The organism is Achromobacter mucicolens (assembly GCF_902859725.1).
In the GTDB taxonomy this organism is placed as follows: Bacteria; Pseudomonadota; Gammaproteobacteria; order Burkholderiales; family Burkholderiaceae_B; genus Achromobacter; species Achromobacter mucicolens.
On sequence record NZ_CADIJP010000015.1, the window covers coordinates 43,760 to 60,243 of the forward strand.

18 protein-coding genes and 1 riboswitch are annotated in these 16,484 nt (G+C 66.8%); of the genes, 7 read left to right on the forward strand and 11 right to left on the reverse strand.

Going from position 1 to position 16,484, the window contains the following annotated elements; genetic code table 11:
* Positions 1 to 22 precede the first annotated feature (22 nt).
* The 4 genes from HV786_RS19060 to HV786_RS19075 all read right to left on the reverse strand — a co-directional run bounded on the left by HV786_RS19060 (position 23) and on the right by HV786_RS19075 (position 3,651).
* Positions 23 to 958: a hydroxyacid dehydrogenase gene (locus tag HV786_RS19060; protein WP_175211564.1), complete on the reverse strand. Its 936-nt coding sequence runs from the start codon at positions 956 to 958 to the stop codon at positions 23 to 25.
* 38 nt (positions 959 to 996) lie between these two features.
* Entirely contained in the window at positions 997 to 2,010 is a 1,014-nt protein-coding gene (locus HV786_RS19065; RefSeq protein WP_056327566.1) for a Bug family tripartite tricarboxylate transporter substrate binding protein, read from the reverse strand.
* A gap of 155 nt (positions 2,011 to 2,165) precedes the next feature.
* On the reverse strand, positions 2,166 to 3,341 hold the full coding sequence (locus tag HV786_RS19070; protein WP_063953514.1) for a UxaA family hydrolase: 1,176 nt from the start codon (positions 3,339 to 3,341) through the stop codon (positions 2,166 to 2,168).
* 28 nt (positions 3,342 to 3,369) lie between these two features.
* Entirely contained in the window at positions 3,370 to 3,651 is a 282-nt protein-coding gene (locus HV786_RS19075) for a UxaA family hydrolase (RefSeq protein WP_056327564.1), read from the reverse strand.
* Between the two features lie 182 nt (positions 3,652 to 3,833).
* On the opposite strand from HV786_RS19075, the gene HV786_RS19080 reads away from it, so the two are divergent.
* From HV786_RS19080 to HV786_RS19095, 4 genes are all read left to right on the forward strand, one after another.
* Positions 3,834 to 4,589 carry a GntR family transcriptional regulator gene (locus HV786_RS19080; protein ID WP_128827076.1) on the forward strand — a complete coding sequence of 252 codons (756 nt, stop codon included), beginning with the start codon at positions 3,834 to 3,836 and terminating at the stop codon, positions 4,587 to 4,589.
* 111 nt (positions 4,590 to 4,700) lie between these two features.
* A riboswitch (SAM riboswitch) is annotated at positions 4,701 to 4,782 on the forward strand.
* A complete protein-coding gene (metX, locus tag HV786_RS19085) occupies positions 4,772 to 6,028 on the forward strand; it encodes a homoserine O-succinyltransferase MetX (protein WP_172802147.1) in 1,257 nt (418 codons plus the stop codon). It overlaps the preceding riboswitch by 11 nt.
* Positions 6,025 to 6,639 (forward strand): methionine biosynthesis protein MetW, encoded by a 615-nt coding sequence (gene metW, locus HV786_RS19090; RefSeq protein WP_056327562.1) that lies wholly within the window; start codon positions 6,025 to 6,027, stop codon positions 6,637 to 6,639. Before metX ends, metW begins: the two co-directional genes overlap by 4 nt.
* A gap of 47 nt (positions 6,640 to 6,686) precedes the next feature.
* Complete coding sequence (locus HV786_RS19095) at positions 6,687 to 7,994, forward strand: muropeptide transporter (RefSeq protein WP_252869942.1); 1,308 nt, start codon at positions 6,687 to 6,689, stop codon at positions 7,992 to 7,994.
* Between the two features lie 64 nt (positions 7,995 to 8,058).
* Here HV786_RS19095 and HV786_RS19100 read toward each other — a convergent pair whose 3' ends face one another.
* The gene (locus HV786_RS19100; protein ID WP_056327561.1) at positions 8,059 to 8,922 is read right to left on the reverse strand and encodes a universal stress protein; all 864 of its coding nucleotides are present in this window, start codon (positions 8,920 to 8,922) and stop codon (positions 8,059 to 8,061) included.
* 223 nt (positions 8,923 to 9,145) lie between these two features.
* On the opposite strand from HV786_RS19100, the gene HV786_RS19105 reads away from it, so the two are divergent.
* Together HV786_RS19105 and HV786_RS19110 are read left to right on the forward strand one after the other, a co-directional pair.
* Positions 9,146 to 9,784, forward strand: a complete 639-nt coding sequence (locus HV786_RS19105; protein ID WP_056327560.1) for a trimeric intracellular cation channel family protein — start codon at positions 9,146 to 9,148, stop codon at positions 9,782 to 9,784.
* Between the two features lie 152 nt (positions 9,785 to 9,936).
* Positions 9,937 to 10,608, forward strand: a complete 672-nt coding sequence (locus HV786_RS19110; protein ID WP_056327559.1) for a GntR family transcriptional regulator — start codon at positions 9,937 to 9,939, stop codon at positions 10,606 to 10,608.
* 22 nt (positions 10,609 to 10,630) lie between these two features.
* Here HV786_RS19110 and HV786_RS19115 read toward each other — a convergent pair whose 3' ends face one another.
* The 4 genes from HV786_RS19115 to HV786_RS19130 are packed head-to-tail and all read right to left on the reverse strand — an operon-like array spanning position 10,631 to position 13,590.
* On the reverse strand, positions 10,631 to 11,398 hold the full coding sequence (locus HV786_RS19115) for a LamB/YcsF family protein (RefSeq protein WP_128827075.1): 768 nt from the start codon (positions 11,396 to 11,398) through the stop codon (positions 10,631 to 10,633).
* Positions 11,399 to 11,410: 12 nt separating this feature from the next.
* Positions 11,411 to 12,403: a 5-oxoprolinase subunit C family protein gene (locus HV786_RS19120; protein ID WP_175211566.1), complete on the reverse strand. Its 993-nt coding sequence runs from the start codon at positions 12,401 to 12,403 to the stop codon at positions 11,411 to 11,413.
* Positions 12,400 to 13,134: a 5-oxoprolinase subunit PxpB gene (gene pxpB / locus HV786_RS19125; RefSeq protein WP_128827074.1), complete on the reverse strand. Its 735-nt coding sequence runs from the start codon at positions 13,132 to 13,134 to the stop codon at positions 12,400 to 12,402. The genes HV786_RS19120 and pxpB overlap by 4 nt, the downstream gene beginning before the upstream one ends.
* A 24-nt stretch (positions 13,135 to 13,158) precedes the next feature.
* A complete protein-coding gene (locus tag HV786_RS19130; RefSeq protein WP_056327555.1) occupies positions 13,159 to 13,590 on the reverse strand; it encodes a VOC family protein in 432 nt (143 codons plus the stop codon).
* A 145-nt stretch (positions 13,591 to 13,735) separates the two neighbouring features.
* On the opposite strand from HV786_RS19130, the gene HV786_RS19135 reads away from it, so the two are divergent.
* Positions 13,736 to 14,611, forward strand: coding sequence for a LysR family transcriptional regulator (locus HV786_RS19135; RefSeq protein ID WP_128827135.1), 876 nt, complete (start codon positions 13,736 to 13,738; stop codon positions 14,609 to 14,611).
* A 97-nt stretch (positions 14,612 to 14,708) separates the two neighbouring features.
* Here HV786_RS19135 and serA read toward each other — a convergent pair whose 3' ends face one another.
* Both serA and HV786_RS19145 read right to left on the reverse strand, forming a co-directional pair.
* Entirely contained in the window at positions 14,709 to 15,908 is a 1,200-nt protein-coding gene (gene serA, locus HV786_RS19140; protein WP_062840253.1) for a phosphoglycerate dehydrogenase, read from the reverse strand.
* 108 nt (positions 15,909 to 16,016) lie between these two features.
* Positions 16,017 to 16,475 (reverse strand): DUF411 domain-containing protein, encoded by a 459-nt coding sequence (locus HV786_RS19145; protein ID WP_128827073.1) that lies wholly within the window; start codon positions 16,473 to 16,475, stop codon positions 16,017 to 16,019.
* Between the last annotated feature and the right edge of the window lie 9 nt (positions 16,476 to 16,484).

The following is a 16,484-nucleotide window of genomic DNA, read 5'->3' on the forward strand; positions in this document are numbered from 1 at the left end:
GTGTGAGGCGCGCCGCGCCTCGTCAGCGTGCGCGGGCGTCAAGCGCCATTGTCACACCGGCGGCCACCATGTCGGAAACGCGCGTGTTGGCCTCTTGCGTGAGTCCGGCGATGTGCGGCGTGAGGATCAGGTTCGGCGCGTCGGCCAGCGGGCTGCCCGCGGGCAGGGGTTCCTGCTCGAAGACGTCCAGCGCGGCGCCGCGCAGCCGCCCGGCGCGCAGCGCGGCCGCCAGCGCGGCTTCGTCCACGATCCCGCCGCGCGACGTGTTGATGAGAATGGCGCCGGGGCGCATACGCTCGATGCGCGCCGCGTCCAGCAGGTGACGGGTCTCGGGCGTGAGCGGCACATGCAGCGTCACCACGTCCGCCTGGCCCAGCAGCTCGTCCAGGGCCAGCGGCTCGGCGCCGGCTTCCTGCCACGCGGGATGCGCGGACGGCAGGGCCGCGTCGCTGCCCACGATGCGCATGCCCAGCCCGCGCGCAAGCTGGGCGGCCAGCCGGCCGATGCCCCCGAATCCCACCACGCCCAGCGTGCGGCCGTGCGCCTCCAGCCCCTGCGACAGCGCGGTGCGCGGCCAGGCGCCGGCCGCGACATCCGCCGTGGACGCATAGGCGCCGCGCAACAGCGACAGCATGGTGCCGATGACGTATTCGGCCACGGCGCGGGCGTTGGCGCCCGTCGCCGGTATGACCTTGATGCCGCGCGCCTCGCAACCCGCCAGATCGATGTTGTCCAGCCCCACGCCCAGCCTGCCCACCGCAATCAGGCGCGGCGCCGCCGCCAGCAGTTCGGCGTTCACCTGGCTGCGGTTGCGCACGATGAGGGCGTCGGCATCCGCGGCGGCTTCAAGCAGCGCGGCGCGCTGCTCCACCAGCTCGGGGGCGTAGCGCACGTCGAACCGCTGCCGCAAGGCATCGACGGCGGGTGCGTCCATGAACTCCGAAATCAATACTCGCATCTGCCGGACTCCTCTTTGTGGTGGGCAGGGCGGCCGCATCAAGCGACCTGGATGTTGGCGTCGCGGATGATCTTGGCCCAGCGGTCGACCTCGGACTTCAGGTACGCGCCGAACTCCTTGGGGCCGCGCGGCTGCGGCACGAAACCCAATTGCAGCAGGGCCTGCTGCATGGCGGGCTGCGAGACCTGCTTGACGATGGCGTCGCCGATCCGCTGGACCAGTTCCGGCGGGGTGCCAGCGGGCGCGAGCACGCCGGTGAAGTTCTCGACGATCAGGTCCGGCAGGCCGGCTTCGGCCGTGGTGGGCAGATCGGGCAGGTCCTTGCTGCGTTCGCGCGTGGTGATCGCCAGGGCGCGCAGCGACCCGTTCTTCACATGCGCCAGCGACTCGGGATAGTTCGAGAACACCACATCCAGGTGACCGCCGATCAGGTCCGTGAGCGATGGCGCGCCGCCCTTGTAGGGCACGTGCATCAGCGGCACGCCCGTGAGCTTCTGATACAGCGCCAGCGTCAGGTGCGGCGGCGTGCCGTTGCCGCTGGAACCGGCCGACAGGGCCTTGGCCTTGGCTGCGCGCGCCAGGTCGTCCATGGACTTGATGTTGCTCTTGGCGTTGACGACCACCATGATGGGCGAGGACGCCAGCCCGGCGAGCGGCGTCAGGTCGCGGGTCAGGTCGTAGCCGGCCTTGCCTGCGAACAGCGTGGCGTTGGCCGCGTGCGACAGGGTGATGGCCAGCCACGTGTAGCCATCGGGCGCGGCGTGCGACACATGCGCCGCGCCGATGTTGGCGCTGCCGCCCGGCTTGTTCTCGATCACCACGTTCCAGCGTTCGGCATCCGCCAGCGCCTTGCCCACCTGGCGCGCGGCCACGTCGGTCAGGCCGCCCGGCGGAAAAGGCACCACGTAGTTGATGGGACGCTCGGGCCATGCGCCTTTCTGCGCCAGCGCCCGTTCCCACGGGGCCAGCGCACAGAGGCCGGCGGCGCCCAGGGCGCCCAGCAGGCGACGGCGCTGCGCATCTTGCAGGGGGTAATGCGGTTCGCTACTCATCTGTCTTCCTCCTTGGGGATAACGCCCGGGTAGGAATGCGTACGCCTTTGCTGCCGCGGACTGCGCCCGGGTCTGCAGGTTCTTGTCGTTGATGTTGCGATGATGCCGCGAGGGACGGCCGGCGCGTTCTCCTTGGCGCGCCGGCCGCATGCGCGTTAGGCGCTTTCGAAGATCCGCGTGAGGACGAATTCGCGGTGGCCCAGGGCCTCGGCCGCGGTCCACCGGCCATTGGCGGTGGCCAGCATGCACTCCAGCAGCTTGTCGCCGGCCTGGTTCAGGTCGATCTCGCGCTGCAAGAGGCCGCTGGTGTCCACGTCGATGTGTTCGGACATCGTTCGCACCGTGCGCGGATTGGCGCAGATCTTGATGACCGGCAGGATCGGGTTGCCGATGACGTTGCCCTGGCCGGTGGGGAAGAAGTGCACGGCGTAGCCGGAGGCGGCGCACAGCGTGACCATTTCCGCCGCGGCCGAGGACGAGTCCATGAACCACAAGCCGGGGCCGTCGGGGATTTCTGCCTTGTCGATGACGCCGTCAACGCGGCATTTCTTGCCGATCTTCTGGATGTTGCCCAGCGCCTTTTCCTCGATGGTGGTCAGGCCCCCGGCGATGTTGCCCTTGGTGGGCTGGGATTCGGACAGGTCGCTGGTCTTCCAGCGGTCGATCATGGCCTGGTACCGGTCGAACATGAACATGAAGCGTTCGCGCACGGCATCGCTCGCGCAGCGCTCGGCGACGATGTGCTCGCCGCCGGTCAGTTCCGAGGTTTCGCCAAAGACCAGCGTGGAGCCCAGTTCATAGAGCTTGTCGAACGCATTGCCCACCGTGGGATTGGCGCCGCAGCCGGACGTGGTGTCGGACTCGCCGCACTTGGTGGAGACCCACAGATCGGAGATGGGGCATTCGCTGCGCGTGAGCGCGGTGGCGTAATGCACGTATTCCTTGGCGCAGCGGGACGCGCGCATGATGGTGTCGTGGTCGCCGTGCAGTTCGATGGAAAATCCCATGACCGGCTTGCCGGTGGCGGCAATGCCGTCGACGACGCGCTTGGTCCAGCCTTCCTCGATGCCGATCACGACCACGGCGGCCACGTTGGGGTTACAGCCGGTGCCGATCAGCGTGCGAAAGTGCAGTTCAAGGTCCTCGCCGAACTGCAGCCGGCCGTAAGGATGAGGCAGGGCAAGGGTGCCCTTGATATTGTTGGCGACGGCCTCGGCCGCGGCGTTGGAGATGTCGTCCACGGGCAGGACGATGACGTGGTTGCGCACGCCGACGCGGCCATTGTCGCGGCGATAGCCTTGGAAGGTGGTCTGGGCAGTGATGATGGACATGGTGGGTTCCTGTGCGATGGACGGGCGCTTACCAGCGCTTGGTCTTGATGTTGTGCACGTGGGCGTGCTGGCCGGCCTTGATGGGCGCCACCACGCGGCCGATGTCGACGCCGTACTTGAAGACGGTGTCGCCCACGGCCATGTCCTTCATCGCGACCTTGTGGCCGATGGGAATGTCCTGCGACGCGCGCACATGGATGATCTTGTCCTCATCCATGATCCAGGCGTTCAGCTCCGTTCCGGCGGTCAGGCCCTCCACCACGGCGACCGCCACCGTGTCCTTCGCATCGTGCAATACGGCGTGAATCATTGTCTTCCTCTCTGGGGTCAGGGCGCCGCCCGGGTGCTGCTTGCGGCGCGGATCACAACGGCCAGGAAATCTTAGGCCCGGCTTTTTTCAAAGTCAACTAAATCATCTATATGAATTAGATGACTTGAGCGGGCGGCCGTTGCGCCGCTACACTGGAGGTCCTTGATTTTTGCGATGCACCCATGAACACCAGCCTGTCACCGACTGTGCCTTTGGGCAGTCCCTTGTACGAACAGGTCAAGCAGGCCGTGCTTGCCGCGCTGGCGCAAGGCGAGTGGAAGCAGGGCGAGGCGATCCCGCCGGAAAAGCATCTGGCCGAGCGGTTCGGCGTGTCGATCGGCACGCTGCGCAAGGCCATCGACGAGCTGGCCGCCGAGAACATCCTGGTGCGGCATCAGGGGCGCGGCACCTACGTTGCGGTGCATACGCGCAACCATCACTTCTTCAAGTTTTTCCGCATCGTCGGCCAGGACGGCAGCAAGTCCTATCCCACCACGGAACTGCTGCGCTTTCGCCGCGTAAAGGCCTCTGCGGTGGCGCGCGAAAAGCTGGCGCTGCCCGCAGGCGCGTACGTTTTCGAATTCCTGAATGTGCTGTCGCTCAATGGCGACGTGGTGATGGCCGACGACGTGTGCCTGCCCGAATCGCGCTTTCCGGGGCTGCTTGAAGCGCACCTGCGCGAGCGCCCCAGCACGCTCTACGCGTTGTACCAGGACCTGTTCGGCGTCAACGTCATCGCCACCGACGAGCGGCTGCGGACCTGCCTGGCCGAGCGCACGCACGCGCGCTGCCTGGGCGTGGCCGAAGGCAGCGCGCTCTTGGAGATCCGCCGCATCGCGTTTTCCTATAACCGCCAGCCCGTGGAATGGCGCGTGTCGCGCGTGAACACCGAACGCTACGAGTACCTGGGACAGGAACCCTGGGAGGCCGGCGCCTGAGCCAGCCGCGGGGGGATTGCCGTCTTGCGCGTGGGGGCAATGCGCAACTCTCGCGGCCCGTGGGTCTTGCTGCCCGTGCGCCAAGCAGTGCTAGAATTCCTGCCGCACTATCCAATTTTCGGCGCCGATTTGCCTGATCCGCTTGCGGGCGCCTTCCAATAAATCCAGCTAAAGAGGTCCGTATGACCACTCCTGCCCAGAATTTGGCCGGTGATTCGGCCAGCGGGTTCGTTCCCGCAACCGTCACGACGTCCGATACCGTTGATCCCGGTTCGGTCGGCCTCGTCTCCCCCACCTTCATCCGTTTCGATGAGCCGCTGCCCTTGCTGAGCGGCCAGTCGCTTGCGTCGTACGAGCTGGCGGTCGAAACCTACGGCACGCTCAATGCGCAGCGCACCAATGCCGTGCTCATCTGCCACGCGCTCAATGCCTCGCACCACGTGGCGGGGCAGGCCGCCGACAATCCCAGCGACCTGGGCTGGTGGGACAACATGGTGGGACCCGGCAAGCCGGTGGACACCAATATCTTCTTCGTGATCGGGGTCAACAACCTGGGCTCGTGCTTCGGCTCGACCGGGCCGGCCAGCATCAATCCCGAGACCGGCAAGCCCTGGGGCGCCGCGTTCCCGGTGCTGACGGTCGAAGACTGGGTGCGGGCGCAGGCGCGGGTGGCGGACCACTTCGGCATCGAGCGCTTCGCGGCCGTGATGGGCGGATCGCTGGGCGGCATGCAGGCCCTGAGCTGGTCGATCACCTTGCCCGAGCGCGTGGCCAACTGCATCGTCATCGCCAGCACGCCGCGCCTGTCGGCGCAGAACATCGGCTTTAACGAAGTGGCCCGGCGCGCCATCATCACCGACCCGGATTTCCACGGCGGCGACTACTACGCGCAGGACACCGTGCCGCGCCGCGGCCTGTCGGTCGCGCGCATGATTGGCCACATCACGTACCTGTCCGACGACGACATGGCCGAGAAATTCGGCCGCGCCCAACGCGCGCCCGCCGAAAACGGCGCCTACCGCTACGGCTACGACGTCGAATTCGAGGTGGAGTCGTACCTGCGCTACCAGGGCGAAAAGTTCACGCGTTATTTCGACGCCAACACCTATCTGCTGATCACGCGCGCGCTGGACTACTTCGATCCGGCGCGCACCACGGGCGGCGACCTGGCCCGCGCGCTGGCGCCCGCCAAGTCCAACTTCCTGCTGGTGTCGTTCTCGACCGATTGGCGCTTTCCGCCGGAACGGTCGCGCGAGATCGTGCGCGCGCTGCTCAAGAACGCCAGCCCCGTCACGTACGCCGAGATCGACGCGCCGCATGGCCACGACGCCTTCCTGCTGGAAGACGCGCGCTACCACGCGGTCGTGCGCGGCTACTACGAACGCATCGCACGCGAGCTGGGCCTGGAGGCCCAGTTGACCGAAGGATCTTCCGAATGACTCCCGTGACCCCTCGCTATGCCCACGGCGCGCTGCGGCCCGACCTGGCGCGCATCGCCAGCTGGATCGAACCGGGCAGCCGCGTCCTGGACCTGGGCTGTGGCGACGGCGCCCTCCTGGCGCATCTGCGCGATCATCGCCAGGTCAAGGGCGCCGGCGTCGAGCTCGACGACACCTGCGTGATCGCCTGCGTGCGCCGCGGCGTCGAGGTCATCCAGCAGAACCTGGAAGACGGCCTGGCGCTCTTTGACGACAAGCAGTTCGACACCGTCGTCCTGTCGCAGACGTTGCAGTCCATGCACCGCACCGAACACATCCTGCGCGAAATGGCGCGGGTGGCGCGTTACGGCGTGGTGTCGTTTCCCAACTTCGGCTACTGGCCGCATGGCTGGGCCATCCTGCGCGGCCGCATGCCCGTGACGGGGCAGATGCCCTACCAGTGGTACAACACGCCCAACATCCACCTGTGCACGCTGCGCGACTTCGAACAGCTGGCCGGTGAAGTGGGCCTGCGCATCCTGGAGCGCGCCACGTTCAACGAAGGCAAGGAAGTGAAGGCGTTCCCAAGCTGGCGCAGCACGCTTGCGGTGTACCGCTTCGCATCCCCCTGACATTCCGACACGCATCCTCCTGACGGCGCGGGGCAACAGGCCCTAAAATGCCGGCACGCCCGCGGCCAGCACCTGCGACGCCGCCGGCCAAGTCTCAGGAGACCGTCATCACCGCTGTATCCAACGTCTACACCAGCCCGCGCGTTGCCCCCTTGCTGGTCCTGGGCTTTGCCAGCGGGTTGCCGCTGGCCCTGACCAGCGGCACATTGCAGGCCTGGGCCACCGTCGAAGGCGTGCCGCTGCAGGAAATCGGTTTCCTCACCCTGGTAGGCACGGCCTACACCATCAAATTTCTCTGGGCGCCGCTGGTCGACCGTTTCGCGCCGCCGCTGCTGGGCCGGCGACGCGGCTGGATGCTGGTCACGCAGGTGCTGCTGGCGGCGGCGATCCTGGCGATGGGCGCGCTGTCGCCGTCGTCGGCGCTGATGCCGCTGGCGCTCTTGGCCGTGCTGGTCGCCTTTCTTTCCGCCACGCAGGACATTGCCTTCGATGCCTATTGCACGGACGTGCTGCGCAAGGAGGAACGCGGGGCGGGCGCGGCCATCAAGGTCATGGGCTACCGGCTGGCCATGATCGTGTCGGGCGGCCTGGCGCTCATCATGGCGGACCAATGGATCGGGTGGGGCAACACCTACATGGTGATGGGCGGGCTGATGCTGCTGTGCGCGCTTGCCACGCTGTGGGCGCCCGAACCCGAACACGTCGCGCGCGCGCCCCGCAGCCTGCGCGAGGCGGTCGCCGAACCCCTGCATGAATTCTTCACGCGCCGCGGCGCGCTGGCGGTGCTGCTGCTGATCGTGCTGTACAAGCTGGGCGACGCGTTCGCCGGCGCGTTGTCCACCACCTTCCTCATCCGCGGCGCGGGCTTCACGCCCACCGAAGTGGGTACGGTGAACAAGGTGCTGGGGCTGGCGGCGACGATCATCGGCGCGCTGGCGGGCGGGTCGCTGATGGCGCGGTGGGGGCTGTACCGGTCGCTGATGGCCTTTGGACTCTTGCAGGCGGTGTCGAACCTGGCGTACTGGCTGATCGCGATCAGTCCTAAGAACCTGTGGCTGATGGCCACCGGCGTGGGCATTGAAAACCTGTGCGGCGGGCTGGGCACGGCGTCTTTCGTGGGCCTGTTGATGGCCCTGTGCCGCCAGCGGTTCTCGGCCACGCAATTCGCGCTGCTCTCGGCGTTGTCAGCCGTGGGGCGCACCTATCTGGCCGGACCGCTGACGCCGCCGCTGGTCAATCACCTGGGGTGGCCGGGGTTCTTCCTGCTGACGGTGGTGATCGCCATTCCGGGGCTGGTGCTGCTGAAGATCCTGCGCGGCACGATCGACACCATGGAAAAGCAGGGCGACGCGTAGCGCGTAAGTTGAAGGCAGACCAAAAAAAGGCGGCGCGTAAGCGCCGCCTTTTGCTTGGCCGGGATTACTCTTCGCCGCTCAGCCGCACGATCAGCACGTCGCTGGGCAGGGATTCCAGCAACCGTTCAGCCACGCTGCCGATGGCGGTTCGCAGGATGCCGGTGCGGCCATGGGTGCCCGTGACGACCAGATCTGAGCGATGGTTGAACGAGTAATCGGCCAGCACGGTTTCGGGCTGGCCGGCTTCCAGCACCACCTTGGTCGGGCGGCCCTTGGGCAGTTCGGGCGTTTCGGCGATGAAGCGCTCGGCGCACTGTTCGGCGGTTCGGTAGAGGTTGTCCACGACCGCGTCGTCAGGCTTGGTCACGCCCTGGAAGGGCACTTCGTAGGCGTTGAACAAGGTGATGTCGGCATTGGGCACCAGTTGCAGCGCGGCGCGCAGCGCCTGGCGCGAGCCGTCCGAGAAATCGGTGGCGACCAGCACGTCGCGATAGGGACGGCGCGGACGGTTCTTGACGACCAGCACCGGTTGGCGTGCCTGGCGGGCCAGCTTTTCGACCGTGGTGCCCAGCAGCAGCCGGCCCAGCGTTTCCTGGCGGGCAATGCCGGCCACGATCAGCGAGCAGCCGAAGGCGTCGGCGGTTTCCATGATGCTGGCGACGGGCTCGCCCTTGGTGACGACGACTTCGGCGGGCACGTTGGCGGCGGCCACGTCTTCGGCCAGTTCACGTTCGACGAGGGCCTTGTGGTCGGGCGACAGGCGGCGCCAGACCGGCGTGGTGAGCGGCGTGGCATGGGATTCCATGACATGCAGCATGATCAGCTTGGTGTTCAGTTCCTTGGTCAACTGCAACGCGCGGTCGAGGGCTCGGTCGCCGCGCGCACTGAGGTCGGTGGCCAGAAGGATGGGGCCAACTTGCTGTGTCATACCTAATCTCCCGGTTATGGCCAGAGAGGCGGCTCCCGCGTCCGCGCTGCCTGGCCCAATAGCGCCCGGTCGGGCACGTCTCCATTGTCTCGCCGCGAAACGAGATGGGGCTTGATCGCGATCAACACAGCTCTGAGGGTACGGGATGATGCGCGCGCAGGCAATGGCGCGCGCGCCGGCAAGGCTCAATACAATGAGGCCTGCCAAAGCTACCGCCCAACCCATGTTCACCGATCTTTCGCCCGCCCTGCTGCACACGCTGTACCTGGTCGCCATCGTCGCCGAAGCCATGACGGCGGCCCTTTCGGCGGGGCGGCGCGACATGGACTGGATGGGCGTCTGCATCATCGCGTGCGTGACGGCGCTGGGCGGGGGCTCGTTGCGCGACGTGCTGCTCGGGCACTATCCGCTGACGTGGGTCGTGCATCCCGAATACCTGTGGATGACGGGCGGCGCGGCGATCCTGACCGCGCTGATCGCGCCGGTCATGCGCCGGCTGCGCAGCGTGTTCCTCTTGGCCGATGCGCTGGGGCTGGTGGCTTTCACGGTGATTGGCTGCCAGGTCGCGCAGATGATGCAACTGCCGATCACCGTGGTGCTGATCAGCGGCATGATCACCGGGTGCGCCGGCGGGGTGTTGCGCGATGTGCTCTGCAACGAGGTCCCGCTGCTGTTCCGCAAGGAGCTGTACGCCAGCGTGTCGCTGGTGACCGGCGCGCTCTATCTGGGCTCGATGGCGCTCGGGCTGTCGGCCAATGCGTCGGTGCCCATCGCGCTGGCGGCGGGCCTGACCATGCGCCTCATGGCCCTGCGCTTCAACTGGCAAATGCCCAAGTTCGTCTACCGCGACGACTGGCACTGATCCCCTGCATCCTCAGACAACGCCGTCTCTTGCGGGCAGGGGACAGGGCCGCCTTTTGAGTGTGAAACATTATTTCTACTTGTGTTTCAAGAGATTTCGAGTATCTTGTCACGGTCTCATGTCATGCGTAGTCGCAGTAAAAGGGGAGCCGATTGGACGTCAAAGCGCCCGCCACGATTCCGTATTTCCTACAGGAACAGATTCGTGAGTTGATAGTGAACGGCACTATCCGGCCCGGACAGCCGTTACGGGAACAGGAACTGGAGCAGCGCTTCGGCACCAGCCGCAGCCCCATCCGGGAGGCGCTGCGTCTGCTGGAGCTGAGCGGCCTGGTCACGCATATCCAGCGCAAGGGCTTCCGGGTCACGCTCTATACCGAAACCCAGATCCGCCATCTGTACATGCTGCGTGCGGAGCTGGAGGCGTATTGCATCCGGCAGGTCGCCGAGATGCCCGATGTCGGGCCGCTGGTGGCCGAACTTGGCACGTTGCACGAGGCCATCGTCGCCGCGATGGGCCGTCAGGATGCGCGCGGATTCATCTCGGCCTCCCGCGACTTTTATCTGGCCGCGGCTCGCTACACCGGCAACGCGCCGTTGACCAGCATGCTCAGCAAACTGTACGAACAGATCGAACCGCTGGGCTACATGCTGGCCCGGCAATCGCTCGAAGCCAACACGATCCCGTCCTACACGGAAGGCATCATCCAGGCGCTCGGCAGCCGGGATTTTGATCGTGCGGCCGGACTGACCCGCAAATACGTGGTGGAAGTGCTGCCGGAGATCCTGGGCGCTTACCGCGAGGCGTCGCTGGACGCCGCTTAGGAAGAGGCCTGCGCGCGCGCCTTCAGGCGCGAGGCGGCGTGCGCACCTCGATGCCGGCCTGCGTCAAGGCGCGCCGGATGCCGTCGGCAAAGACCAGCGCATTGGGCTGGTCGCCGTGGATGCACAGGGTGTCGGCCTGCACCGGCACATCCTTGCCGTCGACCGACCGCACCAGACCTTCGCGCGCCATGCGCACGACCTGTGCGACCGCGACGTCCACGTCCTCGATCATGGCGCCCGCGCGTGTGCGCGGCGTCAGCGAGCCATCGTCCTGATAGGAGCGGTCCGCGAAGACTTCGCTGGCGCACGCCAGGCCGATGGCGCGGGCTGCGTCGATCAGCTTGCTGCCGGCCAGTCCGTACAGGATCAGCGACGCGTCCACATCCTTGACCGCCTGGCAGATCGCCTTTGCCAGCGGCTCATCCTTGGCCGCCATGTTGTAGAGCGCGCCGTGCGCCTTCACGTGATGCAGGCGGGCGCCTTGCGAGGCCGCGACACCCGCCAGCGCGCCGATCTGATAGACGACGATGTCGTAGGCCTCGTCCGGGCTGATCTGGATGACGCGGCGGCCGAAACCGGCCAGGTCCTGCAGGCTGGGATGGGCCCCCAGGGCAACGCCCTGGGCCAGCGCGGCGGCCACCGTCTTGCGCATGGTGGCCGGGTCGCCGCCATGGAAACCACAGGCAATGTTGGCCGAGCTGACGTACTGCAGCACGGCCGCGTCGTTGCCCATGGTCCAGGCGCCATAGCTTTCGCCCATGTCGCAGTTCAGGTCGATGCGGGTGGTCATGGCGGTTTCCTTCTAGTTCAGCAGCGCGCGCAGCGGCGCAAGCGCGTCGTGCAATTGCGCAAACGCGCGTTCGCGTTCGCCGTCCAGGCGCTGCGCTTCGTCCAGCTCGATCCGCTGGAAACGCAGCACCTGACCGGGCGCGGACTGCGCCAGCGCGGGCAGGTCCACGGTGGCAATCTGCGCGATCTTGGGATAGCCGCCGGTGGTCTGCCGGTCGGCCATGAGAATGATGGCTTCGCCGCCCGAGGGCACCTGCACGGTGCCAAAGCAGGCGGCCTCCGACAGCATCTGCCGCGGCTGATTCATGGTCAATGGCCGGCCAAGCAGGCGGTAGCCCATGCGGTCGGACTGCGGACTGATGCGAAATTCGGATTCCAAAAAGGCGCGGCGGCTGGATTGCGAGAATTCGGGCCAGTGCACGCCGGGCAGGAAGCGGATGAATTCGCGCTGCTTGTTGCCCAGCGCCGCGGGCAGGTACACGCGCACCTGCCACAGCGCCTTCTGCAAGGCGGCGGTATCGCAGTCCGGCGCCAGCGGGCGGCGCAGGGGAACGACGTCGCCCTTTGCCAGTGCGCGCCCCTGAAAACCGCCGAAACCGCTGCGCAGATACGTGGTCTCGCTGCCCATGACGGGCGTCAGCGCAAAACCGCCATGCACGGCCAGATACGCGCGCACGCCCGTTGCGGGCCGCGCCCCGAAGGCCAGCACGTCGCCGGGCCGCGCGATCAGCGGGCGCAACTGGGCAATGTCCTGGCCGTTCAGCGTGGCGCCCAGGTCGGCGCCGGCCAGCGCAAAGCAGGCCGGCGCGTCAAAGCGCAACGTGGGGCCGGTCAGCGTGATCTCCAGCGTGGCCGGGTCGCCTTCGTTGCCCGCCAGGGCATTGGCCAGCCGATGGGCTCGCTCGTCCATGGCGCCGGCCGCCGGAATGCCCTGATGCTGGTAGCCTTCGCGCCCGTGGTCCTGGAAGCTGGACAGCATGCCGGGCTTGATCACGGTCACGCTCATGGCCGGCTCCCCCGGATGCGGTCGAATTCGTCGGGCGTAATCGGCACGAACCGCACCGTGTCGCCCGGCTGCAAGAGAGCCGCGGGTTCGCGCGCGGGGTCGAACATTACCAGCGGCGTGGCGCCGATGATGTTCCAGCCGCCCGGCAGCCGGTTCGGGTAGATCACGGTTTGCCGGTTGGCGATGGCCACCGCGCCGGCGGGCACGGCGGTGCGCGGCGACGGCCGGCGGGGAATGTTCAGTTTTTCGTCGTGCACGCCGAGATAGGCGTGGCCCGGCGCAAACCCCAGCATGAACACCATGCTGCGCGGTTCGCTGTGCAACCGGATGACGTCTTCGGGTTTGATGCGCGCGGCGCGCGCGACCTCTTCCAGGTCGGGGCCGTGTTCGCCGCCATAGCAGACGGGGATGTCGACCTCGCGTCCCCCCGCGTCGGCGGTTGGGATGCCGTCGGCAAGCAGGGCCTGGATGTGCTCGGAGAGCGCCGCGTACGTGGGCCCTTCGCCATGTCCGCCCGGCCGGTAGTGCACGGCCACGGCGACGAAGGAGGGCACCACGTCGGTGACGCCCGGCAGCCGCGCGTCGCGCAGCTTGCGGGCCGCCGCCAGACAGGTCCGGCCAATGGCGGCATCGATGCGCTCGCCGAAGGAGACGATCAGGCAGCGGTCACCCTGGGGCAGGATGCGCCAGCGGGTTTCGGCCGGAGAAAGCGAATTGGAATTGACGTTCAACGGCACGAAACCTGTAGTGACGGGTTACTTGGCGAACAACGAATCCATGTTCTTGAACGCCTTGAATTCAAGCGCATTGCCCGACGGATCCAGGAAGAACATGGTGGCCTGCTCGCCAACTTCGCCCTTGAAACGGATATAGGGCTCGATGACGAACTCGGTGCCGGCGTCGGTCAGTCGCTTGGCCATGGCTTCCCATTGTTCCATGGAAAGCACGGCGCCGAAATGGCGCACGGGCACATTGTGCGAATCGACCGCGCTGGTTGCCTTGTGGCCGCATTCGCTGGGCGCCAGGTGCGCCACGATCTGGTGGCCGTAGAAATTGAAGTCGATCCATTCGGACGAGCTGCGGCCCTCCGGACAGCCCAGCTTTTCGCCATAGAAGGCGCGGGCTTCGGCCAGGTCCCGCACGGGGAAGGCCAGGTGGAACGGCGGCAGGTTGGTTTGAGCGGACATGCAAGGCTCCGGGTCAGGCAAAAGAGGGTTATTCAGTTCAGCGAACGCCGCAATGTGTCGGCGTTATCACCAGGGCATAGTTTAGGTATTGTTTTTTTTATAGCAAAACGATATTTTTCGAGTCTTAGCATCGAAAAAATTGATTGTGCTCAAGGAATTCAAGACCTTCATCGCCGTGGCGCGGGACGGAACCTTTACCGGGGCCGGGGTCCAGCTTGGCCTGACGCAGTCCGCGGTCAGCGCCCAGATCCGGCGGCTGGAGGAATACCTGGGCGTCGAGCTGTTCGACCGAGGTCCGCGCGCGGCGGCGCTCAACGCCCACGGGCGGGACATGCTGCCCCAGGCCGAGGAGCTGGTCGCCATGGCCGAGCGCATGGCGGCCTCGGCTGGCGCCGCGCACGTCAGCGGGCTGCTCCGCATCGGGGCTATCGCCTCCGTGCAGCAGGATCTGCTGGTCCATGCCGTGGGCGAGTTCCGCGCTGTCTATCCCGATGTGCGCGTGCGCATCGTGCCCGGCGTCTCGCTGTCGCTGCTGGGCCAGGTGGACGCCGGCGAAGTGGACCTGGCCGTGCTGATCCGCCCGCCCTTCGCCCTGCCGCCCGAACTGGGCTGGCAGCCGCTGATGACCGAGCCCGTCATGCTGGCCATGCCCGAATCCATGCCGGTCGCCCCGTGGCGGGAGCTACTGGCGACCCAGCCCTTCATCCGCTACGACCGCGCCTCATTCGGCGGCCGCGTGGTCGACGTGTTCCTGAAAAAACACCGCATCACCGTGAACGAGGCTGTGGAGCTCGACGAGATCGAGGCGATCGCGGGCATGGTGCGGCATGGCCTTGGCGTGGCGCTGCTGCCGCGTCTGCGGCGGCTGGACATGACGGGTCTGCGGCTGCTGCCGCTGGGCGAACACGCGTTTCATCGCGAAATCGGCATCATCGGCCGGCTGCCGTTCGACGCGGGCAGCGTGCGCGAGAAGATCGCGCAGTGCCTGCACCGCGCGGCGGCTGAGCCGGATGGGGCGTGATCCAAGTGGATTGGGCCGGTGTCTGACACCGTTCCAGGCAACTGCCGGGCAATAAAAAAGCCCCCGAAGGGGCCCTTGCTGCTTGGCGCTTGCTGCTTTACAGCCGGTCGCAGCGGACCGTGATGGGGTGATCGCGCAAGGCGGTCATGACGATGTCGTCGACCTGGCCTTCCACGTCGGTGATCACGTAGCCGATCTGGCCGCGTGTCTGCAAGGTCTGGCTGACGATGTTCAGGCCGTGCTGCGCCATCAGGTTGTCCAGCGTGCCCAGCGCGCCCGGCGCGTTGCGGTGCACGTGCAGGATGCGCGTGCCGCCGGCCTGCTCCAGGAAAGGCAGTTCGGGGAAGTTGACGGCGCCCTTGGTGGTGCCGGCCTGCAGGAAGCGCACGAGTTTTTCGGCGACTTCGCGGCCGATGTTCTCCTGGGACTCCTGCGTGCTGCCGCCGATGTGCGGCGTCAGGATGACGTTGGGCATGCCGATCAGCGGGCTGGCCAGCGGCTCGTCCGCGCTCTTGGGCTCGGTGGGGAACACGTCCAGCGCGGCGCCGGCCAGATGACCGGATTTCAGCGCCGCGTGCAGCGCGGCGATATCCACCACGGTGCCGCGCGAAGCGTTGATCAGGATCGCGCCACGGCGCATGCGGCCGATGGTCTCGGCGTTCATGATGTTTTCGGTGGACTTGCCGCCGGGCACGTGCAATGTCACCACGTCGGCCTGCTCCAGCAGTTCGTTCAGCGTGCCGGCCGGCCGGGCGTTGCCCAGCGGCAGCTTGGCTTCCACGTCGTGATAGATGACGCGCATGCCCAGGCTTTCGGCCAGGGTGCTGATCTGCGAGCCGATGTTGCCGTAGCCGACGATGCCTAGCGTCTTGCCGCGGGTCTCAAAAGCGCCCGCGGCGCTTTTATCCCAGTGGCCCAGATGGACGCGGGCATTCTTTTCGGGTATCCGGCGCAGCAGCAGGATGGCCTCGCCCAATACCAGTTCGGCCACCGAGCGCGTGTTCGAGAACGGCGCATTGAAGACCGGAATGCCGCGCTGCATGGCGGTGTCCAGGTCGACCTGGTTGGTGCCGATGCAAAAGCATCCCACCACGCGCAGGTCGGGGTTGCCGGACAGCAGGGCGGCATCCAGGTGCGTGCGAGAACGGATCCCCGCCACTTGCACGCCGCGCAGGGCGTCGTGCAATTGCGCCGGCGGCAGGGCCGCGGCATGCGTGACGATATCGGTGTAGCCGGCGGCCTCGAAGACGGCGCGGGCGCTCGGGTGGATGTTCTCGAACAGGACGATTTGTGCCATGACTGCCAAGGGGTGGGTGAGAAACGCTTTTATTTATTGTGGACCATTTTTGCTGCGGTGCAAGGAGTAGCCATTGAAGCGTTGTGGATGAATTGTTTCATGCCAGGTTTAGCGATAGGCCTGAAAAACCTGGGCGCCGCCACGTTTGTCGACCAGCACCACGTCGTGCGGCGTCTTGCGTCCGCCGTATTCCGGCCCGTCCATGCCGGGTGATCCCAGTGGCATGCCGGGGGCGGCCAGACCCGCGGCGTCGGGCTTTTCCAGCAACAGGCGGCGCACGTCGCTGGCGGGCACGTGGCCTTCGACCGCATAGCCATCGACCATCGCGGTGTGGCAGGAACCGTAGTTGGACATGCCGGCGTTGCGGCGGATGGGCCCGGTGTCCTCGACGTCATGCGTGGTCACGGCAAAGCCGTTGTCGCGCATGTGCTTGACCCAATCCTCGCAGCAACCGCAGGTGGGCGTCTTCCAGACCTCGACTTTCACGGGCGCCTGCGCGGCGGCAATCGCGGGGATGCTGAGGGCCGCGGCAAGGACGAGGCGGTGCGTAAGACGGGAAACGTTCATGATGCTCCG